General features: G+C 68.2%; 21 protein-coding genes and 1 tRNA gene. 7 read left to right on the top strand and 15 right to left on the bottom strand.

All coding sequences use genetic code 11. The features are described from left to right. Window positions 1-13 precede the first annotated feature (13 nt). On the top strand, window positions 14-811 hold the full coding sequence (locus tag ABZ857_RS28240) for an HAD family hydrolase (protein ID WP_357048253.1): 798 nt from the start codon (window positions 14-16) through the stop codon (window positions 809-811). Between the two features lie 18 nt (window positions 812-829). Here ABZ857_RS28240 and ABZ857_RS28245 read toward each other — a convergent pair whose 3' ends face one another. Both ABZ857_RS28245 and ABZ857_RS28250 read right to left on the bottom strand, forming a co-directional pair. Beyond that, entirely contained in the window at window positions 830-1,357 is a 528-nt protein-coding gene (locus tag ABZ857_RS28245; RefSeq protein ID WP_357048256.1) for a bacterial proteasome activator family protein, read from the bottom strand. 124 nt (window positions 1,358-1,481) lie between these two features. After that, window positions 1,482-2,444 carry an NAD(P)H-quinone oxidoreductase gene (locus ABZ857_RS28250; protein WP_357048259.1) on the bottom strand — a complete coding sequence of 321 codons (963 nt, stop codon included), beginning with the start codon at window positions 2,442-2,444 and terminating at the stop codon, window positions 1,482-1,484. A 114-nt stretch (window positions 2,445-2,558) separates the two neighbouring features. On the opposite strand from ABZ857_RS28250, the gene ABZ857_RS28255 reads away from it, so the two are divergent. After that, a complete protein-coding gene (locus ABZ857_RS28255; RefSeq protein WP_357048262.1) occupies window positions 2,559-5,147 on the top strand; it encodes a MinD/ParA family protein in 2,589 nt (862 codons plus the stop codon). 98 nt (window positions 5,148-5,245) lie between these two features. Continuing rightward, window positions 5,246-5,334: transfer RNA gene (locus ABZ857_RS28260), tRNA-Ser, on the top strand. 204 nt (window positions 5,335-5,538) lie between these two features. On the opposite strand, the gene ABZ857_RS28265 is transcribed toward ABZ857_RS28260, so the two are convergent. From ABZ857_RS28265 to ABZ857_RS28305, 9 genes are all read right to left on the bottom strand, one after another. Then, the gene (locus ABZ857_RS28265; protein ID WP_357048265.1) at window positions 5,539-6,480 is read right to left on the bottom strand and encodes a hypothetical protein; all 942 of its coding nucleotides are present in this window, start codon (window positions 6,478-6,480) and stop codon (window positions 5,539-5,541) included. A 464-nt stretch (window positions 6,481-6,944) separates the two neighbouring features. Beyond that, complete coding sequence (locus tag ABZ857_RS28270) at window positions 6,945-8,372, bottom strand: site-specific integrase (protein WP_357048267.1); 1,428 nt, start codon at window positions 8,370-8,372, stop codon at window positions 6,945-6,947. After that, window positions 8,369-8,560 (bottom strand): helix-turn-helix domain-containing protein, encoded by a 192-nt coding sequence (locus ABZ857_RS28275; protein ID WP_357048270.1) that lies wholly within the window; start codon window positions 8,558-8,560, stop codon window positions 8,369-8,371. Before ABZ857_RS28275 ends, ABZ857_RS28270 begins: the two co-directional genes overlap by 4 nt. Further along, on the bottom strand, window positions 8,557-9,948 hold the full coding sequence (locus ABZ857_RS28280) for a replication initiator (protein ID WP_357048273.1): 1,392 nt from the start codon (window positions 9,946-9,948) through the stop codon (window positions 8,557-8,559). The genes ABZ857_RS28275 and ABZ857_RS28280 overlap by 4 nt, the downstream gene beginning before the upstream one ends. 97 nt (window positions 9,949-10,045) lie before the next feature. Continuing rightward, window positions 10,046-10,186, bottom strand: a complete 141-nt coding sequence (locus ABZ857_RS28285; RefSeq protein ID WP_357048276.1) for a hypothetical protein — start codon at window positions 10,184-10,186, stop codon at window positions 10,046-10,048. A gap of 22 nt (window positions 10,187-10,208) precedes the next feature. Next, window positions 10,209-10,562, bottom strand: a complete 354-nt coding sequence (locus ABZ857_RS28290; RefSeq protein ID WP_357048278.1) for a hypothetical protein — start codon at window positions 10,560-10,562, stop codon at window positions 10,209-10,211. A 17-nt stretch (window positions 10,563-10,579) separates the two neighbouring features. Continuing rightward, complete coding sequence (locus ABZ857_RS28295; protein ID WP_357048281.1) at window positions 10,580-11,248, bottom strand: DUF2637 domain-containing protein; 669 nt, start codon at window positions 11,246-11,248, stop codon at window positions 10,580-10,582. 15 nt (window positions 11,249-11,263) lie between these two features. Then, window positions 11,264-12,604 (bottom strand): FtsK/SpoIIIE domain-containing protein, encoded by a 1,341-nt coding sequence (locus ABZ857_RS28300; protein WP_357048284.1) that lies wholly within the window; start codon window positions 12,602-12,604, stop codon window positions 11,264-11,266. Next, entirely contained in the window at window positions 12,597-12,938 is a 342-nt protein-coding gene (locus ABZ857_RS28305; protein ID WP_142649204.1) for a hypothetical protein, read from the bottom strand. The genes ABZ857_RS28300 and ABZ857_RS28305 overlap by 8 nt, the downstream gene beginning before the upstream one ends. A gap of 107 nt (window positions 12,939-13,045) precedes the next feature. Between ABZ857_RS28305 and ABZ857_RS28310 the strand changes: the two genes are divergently transcribed. Next, window positions 13,046-13,402, top strand: a complete 357-nt coding sequence (locus ABZ857_RS28310; RefSeq protein ID WP_357048287.1) for a winged helix-turn-helix domain-containing protein — start codon at window positions 13,046-13,048, stop codon at window positions 13,400-13,402. A 177-nt stretch (window positions 13,403-13,579) separates the two neighbouring features. On the opposite strand, the gene ABZ857_RS28315 is transcribed toward ABZ857_RS28310, so the two are convergent. Beyond that, window positions 13,580-13,798, bottom strand: coding sequence for a hypothetical protein (locus ABZ857_RS28315; protein ID WP_357048290.1), 219 nt, complete (start codon window positions 13,796-13,798; stop codon window positions 13,580-13,582). A gap of 150 nt (window positions 13,799-13,948) precedes the next feature. On the opposite strand from ABZ857_RS28315, the gene ABZ857_RS28320 reads away from it, so the two are divergent. The 3 genes from ABZ857_RS28320 (at window position 13,949) to ABZ857_RS28330 (ending at window position 15,824) form a co-directional block, all read left to right on the top strand. Next, entirely contained in the window at window positions 13,949-14,689 is a 741-nt protein-coding gene (locus ABZ857_RS28320; RefSeq protein WP_357048293.1) for an XRE family transcriptional regulator, read from the top strand. Between the two features lie 2 nt (window positions 14,690-14,691). Continuing rightward, the gene (locus ABZ857_RS28325) at window positions 14,692-15,168 is read left to right on the top strand and encodes an NUDIX domain-containing protein (protein ID WP_357048296.1); all 477 of its coding nucleotides are present in this window, start codon (window positions 14,692-14,694) and stop codon (window positions 15,166-15,168) included. A gap of 146 nt (window positions 15,169-15,314) precedes the next feature. Beyond that, window positions 15,315-15,824 (top strand): hypothetical protein, encoded by a 510-nt coding sequence (locus ABZ857_RS28330; protein WP_357048299.1) that lies wholly within the window; start codon window positions 15,315-15,317, stop codon window positions 15,822-15,824. A 158-nt stretch (window positions 15,825-15,982) separates the two neighbouring features. Here the strand turns inward: ABZ857_RS28330 and ABZ857_RS28335 are convergent, their stop codons facing one another. The 3 genes from ABZ857_RS28335 to ABZ857_RS28345 form a co-directional block, all read right to left on the bottom strand. Then, window positions 15,983-16,534: an HD domain-containing protein gene (locus tag ABZ857_RS28335; RefSeq protein WP_357048302.1), complete on the bottom strand. Its 552-nt coding sequence runs from the start codon at window positions 16,532-16,534 to the stop codon at window positions 15,983-15,985. Window positions 16,535-16,598: 64 nt separating this feature from the next. Continuing rightward, window positions 16,599-17,078, bottom strand: a complete 480-nt coding sequence (locus ABZ857_RS28340) for a GntR family transcriptional regulator (protein ID WP_357048305.1) — start codon at window positions 17,076-17,078, stop codon at window positions 16,599-16,601. Next, window positions 17,062-17,415 carry a hypothetical protein gene (locus ABZ857_RS28345; protein ID WP_142649213.1) on the bottom strand — a complete coding sequence of 118 codons (354 nt, stop codon included), beginning with the start codon at window positions 17,413-17,415 and terminating at the stop codon, window positions 17,062-17,064. Before ABZ857_RS28345 ends, ABZ857_RS28340 begins: the two co-directional genes overlap by 17 nt. Between the last annotated feature and the right edge of the window lie 61 nt (window positions 17,416-17,476).

The raw sequence follows: 17,476 nt of genomic DNA on the forward strand, positions 1-17,476 counted from the left end.
ACTGGAACCTGTCATGACCTGCCCCCGCCTCGTCGCCACGGACCTCGACGGCACCGCCCTGCGCACCGACGGAACGGTCTCTCCACGTACCGCCGCCGCCTTCGCCCGGGTGGAGGAGGCCGGCGGCACCCTCGTCTTCGTGACCGGGCGTCCGCCCCGGTGGATGCACACCGTCGCGGGAGCCGTACGGCACCGCGGCCTCGCGATCTGTGCGAACGGCGCGCTCGTGTACGACCTCCACACCGAGGAGATCGTCGAGTCGCACCTGATCGCCCCCGACATCCTCGAAGAGTGCGTGGCCCGGCTGCGGCGGTATGTGCCCGATCTCACGTTCTCGGTCGAGTACGAGGGAGGCTTCGCGCACGAGTCCGACTACGCGCTGGGGCGCTGGGACGCCCGGGAGCTGTCCTACGGGCGGATGGTGGCCATCGCGGCGCTGACGTCCCAGCCGTGCGCCAAGCTGCTCGCGCAGCACCCCTCGATGGACCCCGACGAGTTGCACCGCGGGGTGCTGGAGATCGTCGGAGACATCGTGACCCCGACCCACTCGAGCGGGCGGGCGCTGATCGAGATGAGCGCGTACGGTGTGACGAAGGCCACAGCGCTGGCCACCCTGGCCGAGGAGCGGGGGATCAAGCCCGCGGAGGTGGTCGCCTTCGGCGACATGCCGAACGACCTGTCGATGCTGACCTGGGCCGGCACGTCGTACGCGGTGGCGAACGCCCACCCCGACGTGCTGGCCGCCGTCGATCACGTGACGGCGGCCAACAACGAGGACGGCGTGGCGGTCGTGCTCGAGACCCTGTTCTGAGTCAGCGCGTACGGGGTTCTACAGGTAGGGACCGCCGGCGCGGTGGCCCTGGTCGTCCTGCGCGGCCTGGCTCATGCCGCCGGGGAGCGCGCGGCGCATCTGCTCCAGCTGCGCCCGCGCGGCCATCTGCTGGGCGAACAGCGTGGTCTGGATGCCGTGGAACAGGCCCTCCAGCCAGCCCACGAGCTGGGCGTGCGCGACTCTCAGCTCCGCGTCGCTCGGCGGGGTGTCGCTCTCGTCGCTGAACGGCAGGGACAGCCGTTCCAGCTCCGCCACCAGTTCGGGGGCCAGGCCCTCCTCGAGCTCCTTGATGGAACTCTGGTGGATGTCCTTGAGCCGCTTGCGGCTGGCATCGTCGAGGGGAGCCGCCCGCACCTCCTCCAACAGCTGGCGGATCATGCTGCCGATCCGCATGACCTTGGCGGGCTGCTCCACCAGGTCGGCGACGGACCGCTCCTCGTGCTCGCCCTTACCGTCGCCGCCGGAGACCGAAAGGCCCTGCGGCCCCACGACCACGATCTGCGGCGTGCTCTCGTCTGCGTTCATCGATCGCTTACAACTCCTGATTCGCTCCGCTGGGGGGCACCGTGCCAGGTCGTGCCTGACGAATCACGGCCCTGCCGCGCGTGGCCGGGCGGCGCCGGACACTCCCGACCCGATCCAACCTAACTCACCTGACCAGCAGCAGCTTGCCGATGTGGTCACCCTCTTCGAGCATCCGGTGGGCGCGGGCGGCCTGGTCGAGGGGGATCCGCTCGTGCACCACGGGCCGTACGGCCCCGGCCGCGACGAGCGGCCACACGTTGTCCACCACGCCGCGGCAGATCACGCCCTTGTCGTCCACCGGGCGGTTGCGCAGCCCGGTCGCGTGGACCGTCGCCCGCTTGGCGAGCAGCGTGCCGAGGTCGAGCTCGCCCTTCGCGCCGCCCTGCATGCCGATGACGACCAGCCGGCCGCCGGTGGCGAGGGCGCGGAGGTTCCCGGGCAGATACTTCGCGCCGATGATGTCGAGGATGACGTCGGCCTGTCCCTCGAACCTCTCGGCGAAGTCCTCCTCGCGGTAGTTCACGCCCTCGTCCGCGCCGAGTTCGCGGCAGCGCGCGAGCTTGTCCGCCGATCCGGCCGTCACGAGCACGCGGGAGCCGTACGCCTTGGCGAGCTGGATGGCCATGGTGCCGATGCCGCTCGCGCCGCCGTGGACGAGCAGGGTCTCGCCCTTCCGCAGGCGGGCGGTCATGAAGACGTTCGACCACACCGTGCAGGCGACCTCGGGAAGACCGGCGGCCTCGTCCAACGCAATGCCCTCCGGCACCGGCATCACCTGCTGCCAGGGGACCGCCACCCGTTCGGCGTATCCGCCACCCGCAAGCAAAGCGCAGACTTGATCGCCGGGGGCGAGATGCGGGACGTTCTCGCCGACCTCAATGATCGTTCCGGAGCATTCGAGTCCGGGGATCTCCGATGCTCCGGGCGGCGGCGGATAGAAGCCGAGACGCTGGAGCAGGTCCGCCCGATTGACGGCCGAGGCGGCCACGTCGATGACCACCTCACCTGCGCCGGGACGCGGGTCCGGCACTTCCTGCCAGGCCAAAACCTCAGGTCCGCCGGGTTCGGAAATCACGATCGCACGCATGTGACCTAAAGTAGCGTGGCGGAGAACTCGGCGGTTGCCCGCATTCACCGTATTACGTGGCGCTAATCTGCAATGTGTTTGCTACCCCATTAGCCCAGCCCGAGGGGGTACACGGTGGCGAGACATGATCGTGAGGATCCCCATTCTCTTGAGGACCAGCTCGCGTGGCTTGACGCGATCAAGGAGATGCCCGACGAGGTGGAGATAGCGGTCAGCGCGGTCACCTCCGCCACGCTCGCCTCTCCACCGCCGCCGGCCGCCGACCCCGAGCCCGCCTCCCCGTACCCCGCCGACCCCTGGAGCCTCGTCCCGGCAGAGCCGGCGTCGGGAGGCCTGTTCCGGGGCGCGGCCGACAGCGCGACCGGCTCCGCGTACGGGGCCCCGGCGCAGGAGGACGCGCAGACCTCCGAGCCGTCGTCCACCGGTCCCATCCGCGAGTCCCTCTTCGGCGGCGATTCCGGCTATTCGGGCGGCTTTGGAAGTGGCGAAAAGTCCGGATTCGGGGCTGGATATGGCGCCGACTCGACGTACGGCGAGACGACCTTCGGCGACACGACGAACTTGGCCGACACGACGAGCCTGAGTGACCGGGCGGCCTTCGGTGAGACGGCGGCTTACGGTGAGACGGCGGCCTACGGTGAGACGGCGGCCTACGGTGAGACGACGGCCTACGGTGAGACGACGGCCTTCGTGACCAGGCCCGAGTCCGCGCCCTCAGAGGAGCGTGCGGACGCGCCGCCGGCCGAGCCGCCCACCGCGAGCACGGCGGCTGAGACCAGGGGTGAGGAATCCGCCACGTCGACCGGGCCGGTGAGCGCCCCGTCGTTCGGGTCGCCGCTCGGCTCGTCTTTCGGGTCGTCTTTCGGCGCGGCGTCCGAGTCTTCCTTGGGGCAGGCATCGGAGGCGTCTTTCGAGCAGGCGCCGGACCGTTCGGCCGAGTCGTCCTTCGCGGCCTCTTTCGGTTCCTCTCCGGGGGCCTCCTCCGGTGGGGGACCGGAGTCCCCGGCGGCGTCCTCGGGCACGACGCCGGAAACACCGGACGGCGACCATGAGCCGCAGGAGGACGACGGCCGCCCCACCTCGCTGAGCGGTCCCTCGTCCTTCACCACTCCTTCGTTCGGCGAACGGGCCTTCGGCGGCGCCTTCCCCGGCTCACCCGGTTCCTCCGGCTCCCCGGCGGACACCGACGCCTACAACAACATCGGTGCGTTCTCCGGTGGCGAGGCGGTCAAGCCCTTCGCCCCCCAGGAGTCCGGCGAGTCATCCGCGACGAAGGGGCCGCTGCGGGGCTGGCTGGAGCCGGCCGTACCGGTGCCGGCCGCCCAGCAGGAACCCGCCACCGCCGCCGAGCCGGAGGAGCCGCCCGCGCCACCGGAGATGCCGTCTCCGTTCGCCACGCCACGCGCCGAGGCCGTGCCTGACTTCAAGGACGACCGCTTCACCGGCTCGCTGCGGGAGGACCTGGCCGCCGAGGAGCGGAAGCCGTACGAGCCGGGTCCGATTGCGGCACCGACGCCGTCACCCGCGCCCTCGCCCTCGTCTGCGCCGTCGCCCTCGTCTGTGCCCTCGCCTGCGCCGGCGCCGAGCCTCGCACCGGACCAGACCCGCGCGGTGGAACGGGACGCGGCGGCGGAGCGGGAGGCATACCAGCCCTCGCGCCGACCGGCTCCCCCCGTCTCCGCCTTCAGCTCGCCGGCGCGTACGACAGGGTCGAAGTCGGCGGGGTCCAAGCCGACCGCAGACAGCCTCGACCCGGTCACCCTGCTGAGGGGGCGGAGGAACGCTCCCGCGACGGGCTGGCGGCGGCTGGTCTACAAGGCGTCCGCCGGGCTGATCAAGCCGGGTGAGGCCCCGGAGGTGCGGCGGCGCCGCGAACTCGTGCAGCGCGCCCGCACACCCGTCGCCACCGGCCACCACCGGGTCGCCGTGCTCAGCCTCAAGGGCGGGGTGGGCAAGACCACGACGACCGTCGGCCTCGGCGCCACGCTCGCGCAGGTGCGCGGCGACCGTGTCATCGCGGTCGACGCCAACCCCGATCGTGGAACGCTCTCCGACAAGGTCGAGCTGGAGACCTCGGCCACCGTACGCGACCTGCTGAACGAGCGCGCGCAGATCAAGCGATACGTGGACATCCGGGCCTTCACCTCGCAGACGCCCTCGCGACTGGAGATCCTGGCGTCGGACCGCGACCCGTCGGTGTCGGAGGCGTTCAGCGCCAAGGACTACCACGCGGTGGCGCAGGTGCTGGAGAACTTCTACTCCATCTGCATCACCGACTGCGGAACGGGCCTCCTGCACTCCGCCATGTCAGGCGTGCTCGGCATGGCCGACCAGATCGTGCTGGTCAGCTCGCCGTCCGTGGACGGCGCCCGGGCGGCCTCGGCCACGCTGGACTGGCTGGAGGCGCACCACTATGGCGACCTCGTCCGGGCCGCCACCGTGGTGCTCTGCAGCGTACGGCCCCGGTCGAAGTCCACCGTGGACCTCGACAAGCTGGAGGCACACTTCGCGGCCCGCTGCCGCACCGTGGTCCGCGTGCCGTACGACGCCCACCTGGAGGAGGGAGCGGAGATCGACCTGGACCGGCTCCAGCAGGCCACCCGGGACGCCTACCTCCGCCTGGCCGCCTCCGTGGGCGACGGCTTCGCCGGACCGCAGGCGCTGGCCGAGCCCAGGTTCTCGGAGATCCCGGACCACCTGTAGGTGATCGCGGAGGCGGGATGATCTCTTTCGCGGTCGCGGTCACGTACGGGAGAGTGAGGGACTAGGCTGCTGCGTGGCGCTCCAGTGCGGGGCGCCGGGGAGAGCTCGCCTAGTGGACGATGGCGGCGGTCTTGAAAACCGCTAGGCCGGGTGACCGGTCTCGTGGGTTCGAATCCCACGCTCTCCGCTCGACCAGCCAAAACGGCGTCTGACCAGCGGGTTCGCTCGGTTCAGACGCCGTTGATCGTTCCGGCCATGCGCAGCCGTACGCCACCCTGAGCAGCCCTCGGCCGCTGTCTGCGGGATATTCGCGGGATGGATCACGGAGCGTCTCTGCAGTTGGGAGCACAGGCAAGAGGAAGGCCAGGAGAGTAGTGTCCAGTTTGTGCCACTACTCGTAAGGGGCGACTCTTCTTGCCAGGGGCGCTGCGGCTGTGTCGTCGCCAGGTTCGAAATCAGCTGACTCCGGACGGCACCCTTCCAGCCATCGGACGAAAGCTTCCGCTTCGTCTTCCTCGCGGTCGAAGGCAGTCCCGCTCACAAGCAGCGTGATCACCTCCCGCTTGAGGTCATGGTTGTAGCGGACTTCCCGGACTGCTGCGAAAACGCCGTAACTGCTGATGTCTCGGGTCGACATACGTCCAGCTCTACCAAATACAAGCGCTGGCTCAAGATGTTCGAAGAACACCCACGTTTGTGGGACTCTTCCGTCGAAGCCAACGGCGTAGCCATAGGTGACGGAATAGCTCTCGATGTCAGCGTACTGTTCCGCGTTTGGAAGAGAGTTAACACCATGCACGTGGTCGTAATTTGGGTGGAGTGAAGGGCGCGTCCATGGGATCGCCGCGCATTCTGCACACTCTTGAATTTGCCCGGTCTGTTGTCCAGGTATATTTCGATGCCCGGCGCGGGCAAGTATCTGAGCGGCCTGATGCTTGGCCTCAGCGACGATCAGATCAGCTTGTTGCCTAGCAGTCGCTAGCACTTGCTCGGACACCGAGCTTGGGTCTTCGGTCTGCCTGCGCCGTTGTTCTGATGCGGCGATACGTTCCCAGGCTCGTAGCCAAGGTGTGACGTCACCGCCTCCGCATGCTTGCACGAAGCTGAGGACCACTCCCTTCCTTGGGAAGCGGATGCCCCTGAGCATATCGCTGACAGCCGACCTGGAGAGTGGCGTGGCGCCTTCCTTGCTGACCGACAACTTCTCGAGGCTGCGTAGCGACGGACTGTCCGCCCGTGCACGTAACTGGCGCAGTAAATCGGCGAGACCTTCGCGCTCAGTGACTGACTCCAGCGCCTTGACAAGATCATCAGTGTACGGCGCTTCGGTCACGGCCTAACCCCTGTCCGTCGATGTCCGGCTGTGTCCTACAGCGTACGGCCGGCGGCAGGTTGGTGCCTGTGATCGTCCTACCTCAAACATCCCTTGTCACGCTTAGGACGTGAGCTGTCGCGAGTTCGGGCGAACTTGTCCATAGGCCTGCTGGACACCGGTTTCTAGCTGGTCTCCTTGAGCTGTGGCGAGCAAATGGCTCACCGCAGGGCGTCCGGTCACCTAAATGATGGGGAGAATGTGAACACACGTATAAGGGACTTTCTCGGTGGTGATGAAGGGCGCGGTAGGAATGTCTCCAAGTACTGGCGCACCCGCACGTGTATAGAGGTCATCAAGCTGGCCCTTTGGGTGATGCTTCAGGTGCTCTTTGAGATCCTCCGCGGCAAGTAGTCTTAGGGGCGACGGGTCTCCTGCCTGAGATCGCGGTTGGCGGGAGACCCTTCTCGTCTCTGGTGCATAAATTAGTGGCGAAATAAAAGGTGATGCCCTTCTTGTGGAAACGCCTCGATTGGTGAGGTTTGCTGTAGAAGGGCTCCTTCGATCCTCTGGTTAGCAATTTCGGCACCACCGTCGATGCACTTTGCGTAGACCCGGAGGAGCACATCCACTCCATGGCCTGCGCGTTCGGCGGCTTCGGGGGCGGCTACCCCGGCGTTGAGCCACAGCGAGACGGCCGCGTGCCGCAGATCGTACGGCCGCGCTGCCAACGGGGAGACGACCTGTTCCGGCGTTAGCGCCAGCGTTCGGGCCTTCTGCCACGCCTCGCAGTACGTCCCAATGAAGATCACACCGCCTCGGGACGTCCGGAAGAGGCGCCCGTCATCGTGGACGCCGAACTCGTCGATGTGCTCGCGGAGGATCGTCACCAGTTCCGGTGGGATCGGCACGGGACGACCCTCGTCTTGTGCACGGTGCTTCAGGCCGCGATCGTCGTGCGCCTCTCCGCTGTCCGTCCATCGCTTGTTCGCTTGGGGCTTGGACTTTGAGAGAATCAAGCGGCCCCATCCAGACTTGGGAAGGTGACAGTCCTGGATGCGGAGGCCGAGCGCTTCAGCGGGCCGGAGACCGGCGAAGTAGAGGCAGGCGAAGAAGGCCCGAAGGTGCCGGCCGCGGTCAAGGCGGCCCGCGTAGGTCACCGCGGCGAGCAACTCCCGTGCCTGGGCCGGGTTCACTACGACCCGCCGGTCCACAACCTCGCGTACCTTGGGCGGCTTCCACGCCTTCACCTTGTCGATCGGGTTGGAGGGTAGCTCTTCGAGGTCTACGGCGTACTGCAGGACGTTGTAGAAGACTGAGCGCTTCCGGGCGATCGTCGTGGCCGCAGCCGCCCCGCCATCGAGTCGGGTTGTCAGCGCGTCGAGGCCAAGCCGTACGTTGCGGACCTTGGCCAGGTCGGCTACGGGAAGTGAGTGACGTTCAAGCCACGTCACAGCAGCCGCGATGCCAGCCGGACGAGCAAGTTGCCGAGATGCTGGTGGAAGCACGTATTGGCGAAGTGCTTCCCGGAGGACCAACTCGTCCGGCTTGCCTGGCGCGTTTTCGTCGACGAGTGCCGGGGTCAGCGTGGCGAGAGCGTCGGTAAGGCTGTCACGCGTCTTTGCCGCAGCGTGAGGCCACTTCATGTCGATGTAGGCCAAGACGAGGGTGAGCCAGGTGATGGTGTTTTTCGCCTTCGACATGGACACGGGTAGCCCCGTCTCCGTATCGAACGCCTCACCTCGCTTGGCCGCCTGCCGGAGATCGGACAGGAAGCTTTCGGCCAGGGCTTTCGTCCTCAGCGTTTTCGACTTCTGGCGACCGCCGACCTTCCAGCGGACCTCATAGGAGGCAGTCTTGCTGGACTGATTCCGCCGGACTTCCCAGAACCTGACGTCGTACGAGCTACTCACGCCGCCTCCCGGAGGGATTCCAGCCAGGCTGCGAGATCGCTCCACCAGACGCGGAGCTCGCCGTTTGGGAGCTTCACACACTTGGGCGCGTGGCCGAGCTCACGCCAGCGGTAGAACGTCCGGCGGGAAACGCCGCCGAGCTCAGCGAGTACCTCAGGCACGGTCAGGAGCCGGTCGTTGCGCCTCATCGGGCGCCATCCCCGACTAGTGACTGCGACGGCAGCGTCGGCGAACCCGTGAGTGCGGCAACGAGGGCGTCACCCGGGGAGTAGCCCTTTCCGGCGTACTCCCATTCGCTGATGACGAGGACGGTGTCTTCGTCGAGGAGGGGCAGGCGGCCGGTGGTGATGTCCTCGTCGCGGGCGTGGTTCTGGCGGTCGGCGCGGATGTCGCCGAGGGTGGTGGAGTAGCGGCGGGATCGGGTGGAGAAGTGGCCGCGGAAGCCGAGCATGTGAGCCCACCGGGTCACCCGAAGTACGGTCAGCTCCTCGAAAGTGCCGAGGCGGAGACATTCGGCGATGAGCCGTCGGGCGTGGTCGCGGACGGGCAGGGCGGTCAGGTCCTCGCCGGGGACGATGCGCCGGTCGATGGTGCCGACGCATTCGGCGGCCTTGGTGGCGTACTTGGCCACGTACCCGGCTACGGCCTGGTCGGTTAGCTCGCCGTCCAAGGCGATCGGGCGAGCGTCGAGTTGGGTGCCCCAGCGCAAGACCCGTTCCGGTTGGTCGTCGTACGCGGGCACCTTGGCTGTGACCACGGAGGCTGCGTGCTCTACGGCCTGGGTGAGCAGGTCGAGGGTGGCCCAGGCCGGTGGCGGGGAGATGGGTCCGGCCGGGCCGTCGAGGCGGATCACGGCGTGCAGGTGGACGACGCCGCGCCGCTGGTACTCAGCCACCTTGGCGAAGGACACGACGAGTTGGTCACGCATGTCGCGGAGAGTTAGTCCGCCGAGCTTGGCCAGGTGTCGGCGAAGGGCGTCGGTGAAGCGTTTCCACAGGAGCGGCGCGACCGCGTTGAACAGCACTGAGCCGGTGTAGTCGTAGCAGTCGGGGCACAGCGGCTCGCCGAGGCACTCATCCTTGGTCCCGTGCCGGGCGGTGCAGGACAGGACGCGCCCGTGCGGGCAGGTTTCGGCGTCGCGGCGGGGGTGGCAGGGCAGGACGCTCCCGTTGTGCTGCCTGCGGGTATGGACCGGGCCGAAGGACGGTGCGGTGAGGGTGGCGAACAGGCATGGGTGCGCGGTCACCGAGGTGGGGACGCCCTTGCCGCCGACGAGGCCGGCGCGGATGAGGTGGTAGGTGTCGGCCCGGTAGGTCTCGGCGCAGGCCGGGCAGCGGGACGCGCGACGAGTCTTGCACGGCACGCGAAGGACGCCGTCGGGTTCGAGGCGGGTGCTGTAGCGGTGCAGCAGGGTACCGGTGGCCTTATCCCAGTGTTCGACGTTGCCACGCAGGTGAATCGGCTGCCGGCATCCATGGGTTCGGCGGATCTGGGAGGTGAAGCGGGAGCAGTTGGGGTCGTTGAGCCGGGCGATGGCGCCGCGGATGGCGTGCGCGTTGGCGGATGTTACGGGCAAGATGGAGACCTCCTTTCACTCGATGGGTGGAGGGATGGCCCCCGACCTGGCGGTTGTCTTGGCGGATGTACGGCCAGGCCGGGGGCGCTGACGGGGTTCAGCAGAAGCCGAGCCCGTCACAGTGGCGGCAGGTCTCGCCGTAGGAGTCGAGACCGCCTCCGCCGCAGTGGCAGCACTGCCACCGCCGCGGTGTGATCGGCGCGGGTTCCGTGGGCGGGGCCTGCTCGGCGTCGGGCATGGCGTGTCACCTCCTTTCGTGGTCAGGCGGCTTGGGCCGCGCTCGCGTTGGGGACGGGGTCGGGCTGGATGCAGCCCTCATAGCTGCGATCGGCCTCGTACTGGGCGCGGCGGGCGGCGAGGATGGCGACGGCCTTGTACTCCACCGGTCCGAAGCGGACCGAAGCGTCGTAGTGGCCGAACTCCTGGTTGATCGGAGCGCCGAGCAGCTCGGCTATGTGGTCGACCTCGGCGCACATCTCGGCGTCCGTGGCGCGATGCGGGAAGTGCAGCACGTTGACCGAGCGAGGGACGGGGACGGCCGGGTTGGCCTCCAGGAAGTCGGCCAGGGCGCGGAGCCCGGCGATGAGGGCGGAACGGTGGTCATCGTTGGTCACGTGGTGATCTCCTTTCACTAGGCGGGTTCGGATGCGGTGCGCAGGGTGCGCAGCAGGTCGGAGGCGAGCTGATTGGACACGCCCAGTCGTGCGCGCAGCAGGTCGCGAGTGATCGGCTTGCCGTGCTTGGCCTGGTGCTCGTCGGCCACGCGGCGGGCGTAGTCGACCAGTGCCGGGGACGGTCCCGGCTCGCCGTCCTGCCCGTCCTGCCCGTCCTGTACGGCGGGGACGAGCGCCGGGGCCGGGGACGGCGAGGACGGGACGGCGTCGACGGTCAGGACAGGCGCGGACCGTTCGGGACGAGGGACAGCGGCGCGGCGTTCGAGCATCGAGACGGCGATGAGGAACGCCCCGGCGGGAGTGGCGGCGGTCAGCCAGCCCCACACGGTGGGTTCGGCCTGGTGCAGGTTGGCGGCCAGGGACAGGATGATCCCGCCGGCCAGGACGAACGTCGGCCAGGAGACCCACCCGTTGCGCTGGCGTCCGGTCTTCTTGTCGCGCTGGCGTTCACGGGCGGCCATGACGCAGGTGAGGTCGACGCAGACGGCCACGGCCCACGACATCCAGCCGGTCTGTCCGTGGTCGGTGGCTGTGTCGCGGATGTGGGTGAACGATCCGGCACCCGCGATGGCGGCCAAGACGAGGACCGGCCCGGTGTCGAGTAGCCATGAGGCGAGGCGTCGCATCGTTACCCCCTTTCGTTAGGCGGACAGCAGTTCGGACAGGTCAGCCCCGTCCCGGTCGGGCCGGACGATGTCGGCCCAGTCCGGGGTGAGGTGGGCGTAGGTGCAGGCGGCGTGTTCGGCCGTCTGCTCGGCGACGTAGAAGGAGCGGGCGCGGTACCACTGGCCGTCCTGGGAGGCGACGATCGCGACGCCGGGCGTCTCGGCGGGAATCGCACGGGCGGAGACCAGAGCAGCGGGGTCGAGGTCACCGAGCGTCATGGTCGCGGTCTCTGGGTCATTGACCCGGTGACAGATCCGCCCCGAACACTGGGCGCGCAGTGCAGTGACGCCAGGGCCGAGGTCGGAGCCGATCCGCTGGCCGGAGCAGAACAGGTAGATGCCGAACGCCCGTCCAAGCTGGGCCACCCGCAGCAGTGCAGTGGAGGTGTGGGCGATCTCGTCTTTCTCGGACTTGTCGGCCATCAGGTACAGCTCGGCCAGCTCGTCGACCAGCACCACGACCGGCACCGGCCGCACGCCGGGCGGCAGTTGCCAGATGTTGCGGGCGCCGGCCGTACGGCACAGCCCCATCCGGTCGACCATGAGCGCCACCAGGTCATCCAGCAGGGTCACGCTCTCAGCTCGCGTGGTGGCCAGGGCCGACAGCCGGGGCGCGTACGGGGTGAACTCCACGCCACCTTTCAGATCGATGCCGACCAGTGCGACCGGTTGCGGGGCGAGCCCGACCAGCAGGGCGTTCGCGAGGTTGGACTTGCCCGACTGGGTGGCGCCGGCGTTGATCCAGTGCGGCACTGTGCGGAAGTCGATTGTCCACAGCCCGCCGGTCTCAAGCCGCCCGACATGGACGGTGAGAAGGTCGCCGGAGGCCGGGAGGTGGTCGAGCCGGACGAGTGGGTCCCGCACCGTGGCAGCCAGGACCACGCGGCCGGGCCGCGGGGAGGAGACGCGAACGGCGTGGACGCCCCAGGAGTGCGCGAGCCGTTCGGCGGCCTGGGCGTAGTCGGCGGGGATCTGCCCTTCGAGGGTGTGGACGGTGACGCGCCAGCCGTGCCGGGTCGGCAGCGGTAGCCGCATGAAGGGCTTGGTGTCGACCGCGACCCGCTGGAAGCGCCGCCGTACCTTCACGAGCCCGGTCGAGGCGATCGCGCCGGGGACGGTGGTGAACCACCAGCGCTGGCGCTTCTTGGTCAGGCCGCAGCCGAGGGCGACCTTGCGCCAGGTCGCCCAGATCGTGATGGCCATCAGCGGGAAACCGACTGCCAGCCAGTACGACCGGTAGTGCAGGTGGCGCCAGGCCCACAGGCCGGCCGCCGAGGCGGCCAGGCCCGGGAGCAGCATCAGCAGGGCGTCACGCATGGGCGGTCACGCCTGCCGGGACGATGGAGCTGGCCCGGTAGCTGATGCCCCAGCGGGCCTCGCCGCCTCGGGACATCTCCCAGACATAGCCGACCAGGCCGATGGGGGTGACGTCCTGTCCGGCGGCCACCTGGGGCTCGCCGGAGGTGCCGACCTTGACGAGTTCGATCCGGCCGAACTCGTCCTCGACCGACAGGACGATCTCGTAGACGGTGTTGCCGTTCTTGTCGGTCTTGATCTCGCCGGTGTCCTGGTTGAGGACGCGCGGGCGGGGCGCGCGGACGCAGACGAACTGCAGCTTGGTCACGTCGACCGGGATTGGAATGGTGCGCATCTTGTGGACCTCCTTAGTCTCGTGGCCAACATAGTCAACTAGGTTGGCCTGGTTGTCAATGTTCTCTCGGTTGGCTTGGTCGTGTTGCTGTGCTGAGATAAGGGGCGATGGTCAAGAAGACGGGACGGCCCGGTTACCTCCAGATCGCCGACGATCTGCGCGAGCAGATCCGCGGCGGATCTCTGCCGCCCGGCTCCCCGTTGCCGTCGACCACCCAGCTCGCCGCCCGGTACGACGCCTCGCTCAGCGTGGTGAAGCTGGCAGTCGGGATCTTGCGGACCGAGGGCCTGGTCATCGGCCAGCAGGGCAAGGGCGTGTTCGTCCGGGAAGACGTCCCCGACATCGAGCCGAGGCCGGCGGGCGACTTGGCGAGCGAGGTCATTGCGCTACGCACCGCCGTACAGGACCTGTCGGAACGCCTGGCGCGGGTCGAAGCGACCTTGTCTCAGCGATCCGAGACGTAGGGCCGCCGTTCCGGACCTTCAAGCCCGTCACGTGACGGGCCAGCCGTGCCGACGCATCCCCGGAGGCGCTGCCACGGAACATGGCCTTGTCCTCTCGCCGGATGCCGACCAGGACCGCCACGAAGCCGACGGCCACGACCGCGCTGAGCGCTAGGGCGATGATCAGAGGCAGCGAGCTCACGACCAGATCACCCCCAGGGCGGCGGCGCTGCGCGGGCCGCGCGGGGGACGGCGGGTGATGGCGCGACGCCGGGCGGCCCTGTGCTGGGCCTTCTCGCGCCGCTCCCAGCGCTGACGGGCGAGGCACTTGCTGCAGTGGATCTGTCCGGGCTTCAGGAGCGCGCCGCAGGCGCAGTCGGGGTTCTCCTCCGGTGGGGCAATCGTGGTCTCTGTCATGGTCTGTTCTCCTTCCGTCGCAGGTAGTGGTGCGTTGTGACACCGAGAGTGCGGCGGAAGGGCAGGACGAGATCACTACACGACGGGACATGTTCAAGACGTCCCGTCTACGATTGCCAGGTCCCTGGACGTCCTGACGCGGCAGGTGAAATGGCCAACGAGCGACTACGCGCGGCCCTTCTGGAACGCGGGGTGAGCATCGCCGAACTGGCGACCGCGATCCAGGTGGACCCCAAGACCGTCGAACGCTGGATCACCAAAGGCCGCGCACCGTACCGAAAACACAGGTACGCCGTCGCCACCCACCTGGGGATGGATGAGAGCTACCTGTGGCCTGAGGCGTTAACGCGCGAGCAGGTGGCGTCGGCGTCCGAGAGCGAGATCGTCACCGTCTACCCGCACCGCTGGGCCGTCCCCCGGGACGCCTGGGGACGTCTGTTCGCCCAGGCACAGGACGAGATCGGCATCCTCGTCTACAGCGCCCTGTTCCTCGCCGACGACGCCGGCATCGTGCGCATGCTCGGCGAGAAGGCCGCAGCCGGAGTGAGGGTGCGCATCCTGCTCGGCGACCCCGACAGTCCCGAGGTCGCCCAGCGCGGCGCCGACGAAGGCATCGATGACGGCATGGCTGCCAAGATTCGCAACGTCCTCGTCCTCTACCGGCCCATCCGCGGCCTGGACGGGGTGGAGATCCGACTACACCGCACGGTGCTGTACAACTCCATCTACCGTGGCGATGATCAGATGCTCGTCAACACCCACGTGTACGGCGTGCCCGCCGGCAACGCGCCCGTCCTGCACCTGCGAAAGGTGTTAGGCGGGGACATGGTCACCACCTACGTAGAGAGTTTCGAGCGGGTGTGGGAGCAGGCCACGCCGGTAGGGTCGTGATCGTGGCCCGCCGGATCGACTACTACGACGACCCTGACGCACCCAAGCCGAACAGCCTCGTCCCGTCCGTCAATGTCGTCGTCACCAACGACGCCGGGGACATCCTCATGATCCGCCGCAGTGACAACGGCAACTGGGCCGTCCCCGGTGGTGCCATCGACCTCGGCGAATCCCTCCCCCAGGCCGCTATACGGGAGACCCTTGAAGAGACCGGCGTGCTGTGCGAGATCACCGGCCTCGTCGGCACCTACACCGACCCCCGCCACGTGATCTTCTACACCAGCAACGGCGAGGCCCGCCAAGAGTTCTCCATCGTCCTCACCGCTCACGCCGTCAGCGGCGAGCCGACCCCCAGCAGCGAATCCACCGAGGTCCGCTGGGTGCCACGTGCCGAGGTGGAGACGCTGCCGATGGATCGGTCAATGGCCCTGCGGATCGGCCACTATCTTGCCGATGTCGGCCGGCCCCATATCGGGTAGGGCGTGCAAAAACGTTGATGAGCAGCGACAGTGAAGGGGACCGAGAACGCAACTGCTCGTGACTGGAGGCTCTGGCCGTGTTGAAGTCGTTATCGACCCTGCGCGATTCTCACCGCCATGACGCCCCATATGCGAAGGGACGATTCATGGAGCTTCTCAGGAAGTGCACGCTCATTGCGATTCTTGGCAGTGCGCTGGCGTTGGTCGTGGCCTGCGGAGGAGGCGCCGAGTCCGATGGTTCCAGCTCGGTGGGTCTTCCCGGTGCAGAAGCCCCCGCGGGAGAAGGCTCCGGCAACAGCGACAGCTGCAAGTTCCTTACCAAGGAGGAGGTCGCTGAGGCGATCGGCCCGCATGACGGCGGCCAGCAGGACTACACATTCGGCGGATGCGTCTGGACGGCCTCGAGCGCCAAGGACGGAATCAACGAGGCGATTTTCGCGGCGGTGCTGCCCAAGGCCCAGTACGAGTCCGTGGCCGAGATCGGACAGCCCGTGAGCGGATTCGTCGACGGCGCCACGTACGACGAGACGCACGGCGAGCTGTGGTTCCCCTGCCGTGGCGGGGACTACTGCGGGGTCAAGGTGAGAACCGCCAGCCCGGACGGCCGCCAGGAGACCGCCCTCCGACTTAGCAAGATCCTTCAGGGCCGCGTATAGCTGATCGCCCCGGTCGCCTCCACGAATACGGTCCATCCCGCTGGGGCACTCCGCCGCGCTTCCTCGTCTGCGAAGTCGAGGCGGCCCGGAGATCCGGCGTATCACTCGCCGCCCCATAGGTGTATCTCCAGTGCTCCCAGCCGGAGTGGTCGATCACGTCATGTGCCTCGTGAAAGCCGTCCTTGCATTGCCTGAACGGCGGCCAGGATGCACGGTGTCGATGCGGTGATCGAGCGGCTCACCAGGTGATCGGGGCCGTACCGAGAATGGATCTCAGCCAGTCGTTCACGCACGTCGAGGTGCCGGCCGTCGGGGCCGGTGGTCATGTCGCAGTAGGTCAGCGCATCGGCCAGCTCCCGCCGCTCCGGGGCGAACTCCCTGGTCAAGGCGTCAAACAGGTCGCGTTCTGTGGCCTCGTTGACCGCGCAGGAGTGATGGGCGACCAGGCGGCACAGCCGCTCGTCGGCGCCCGCCACATCGCGCAGGTAGCGGGCGCCATCGAGGGGATGAAACCCGGTGTCGACCAGCTCAGGGGAGTAGCCGATGTCGTGCAGGTAGGCGGCGGCGGTCAGCGTGTCGGCTTCGTCGCCGAGGATCGGGGCCAGCGAAGCGGCCCGCGCCGCCACACCCTGCGTGTGTGCCCAGCGCCGAGGGAGCGGCTCGGCAAGGAGTCGTTCGGCCAGATCACGCGCCCACTCGGCTTGTCCCATGAGACAGACGATAAGCACTCCGCGGCCCCGACCTAGAGCTCCAACCCGGACGTCCCAGGACGTCTCACTCCTGGTGCTGCACGAACCGGCCCTTGCCCTGCTGAGACACGATCAGCCCCTCCTGCTCCAACTCCGCGAACGCCTGCCGCACCGTGTTGCGCGACGCCTCATACAGCCACCGGAGTTCGGCTTCGCTGGGCAGCACGTCGCCGGGGCCGAGGTCGCCCCGCTCGATCCGCCGCCGCAGCTCGCGGGCGATGACCTGGTAACGGTAGGAGGCGTCGACAGGGTGATCAGTGCCTTGTACGAGCCGCCCCTTCGACGGGACTGTCACGATCAACCCCTCCGCCTCCAGGGCCCGCAGCGCGCGACGGACCGTGTTGCGTGCAACCCGGAACTCCGCCGTCAAAGCTGTTTCCGAGGGCAGCACCCGCCCCGCTGGATAGACACCCGCCCGGATCCGCTCGCGCAACCGCTCGGCCAGCTTGCCCGAGACGCGCTGCCCGGTCAGCCACGCCTTGCGCCGTTCAGGAACGGTGCGCATCGAGAATCTTCGATAGGTCGACGCCGAGTTCGCCCTGTTCGCCCTCGTGCCAGCCGTCCCGTGCCGCCTTCTCGATCCGGTCGGCCGCCGGGCCCAGCTTCAGGCATGAGACCCGTTCGTCGTGCTGGTCTCCCCAGTAGAACCACAGGAACGCGAGGTGGACGTAGACCCGGCGGGGCCGCAGCCGGCTATCGGTCACGTCCAGGGCGGGCCGGTTCTTCTCATCCACGATCAGGACTGCCGTGATCCCGCGCTGTTCGAGCTCATCTCGCAGTTCTGTTAAGAGCTGTTCTTGATACTCGCGCTGTCGCTGGCGGATCGGCCGCATCGGTTCCATGTCCGGATCGCGCTCCTTCCGGCGTTGATGGTGGGCGCTCGGTCGCGCCCGTGCCGAACGA

The sequence above is a fragment of the Microbispora sp. NPDC046933 genome (genome assembly GCF_040644635.1).
Taxonomy (GTDB): domain Bacteria; phylum Actinomycetota; class Actinomycetes; order Streptosporangiales; family Streptosporangiaceae; genus Microbispora.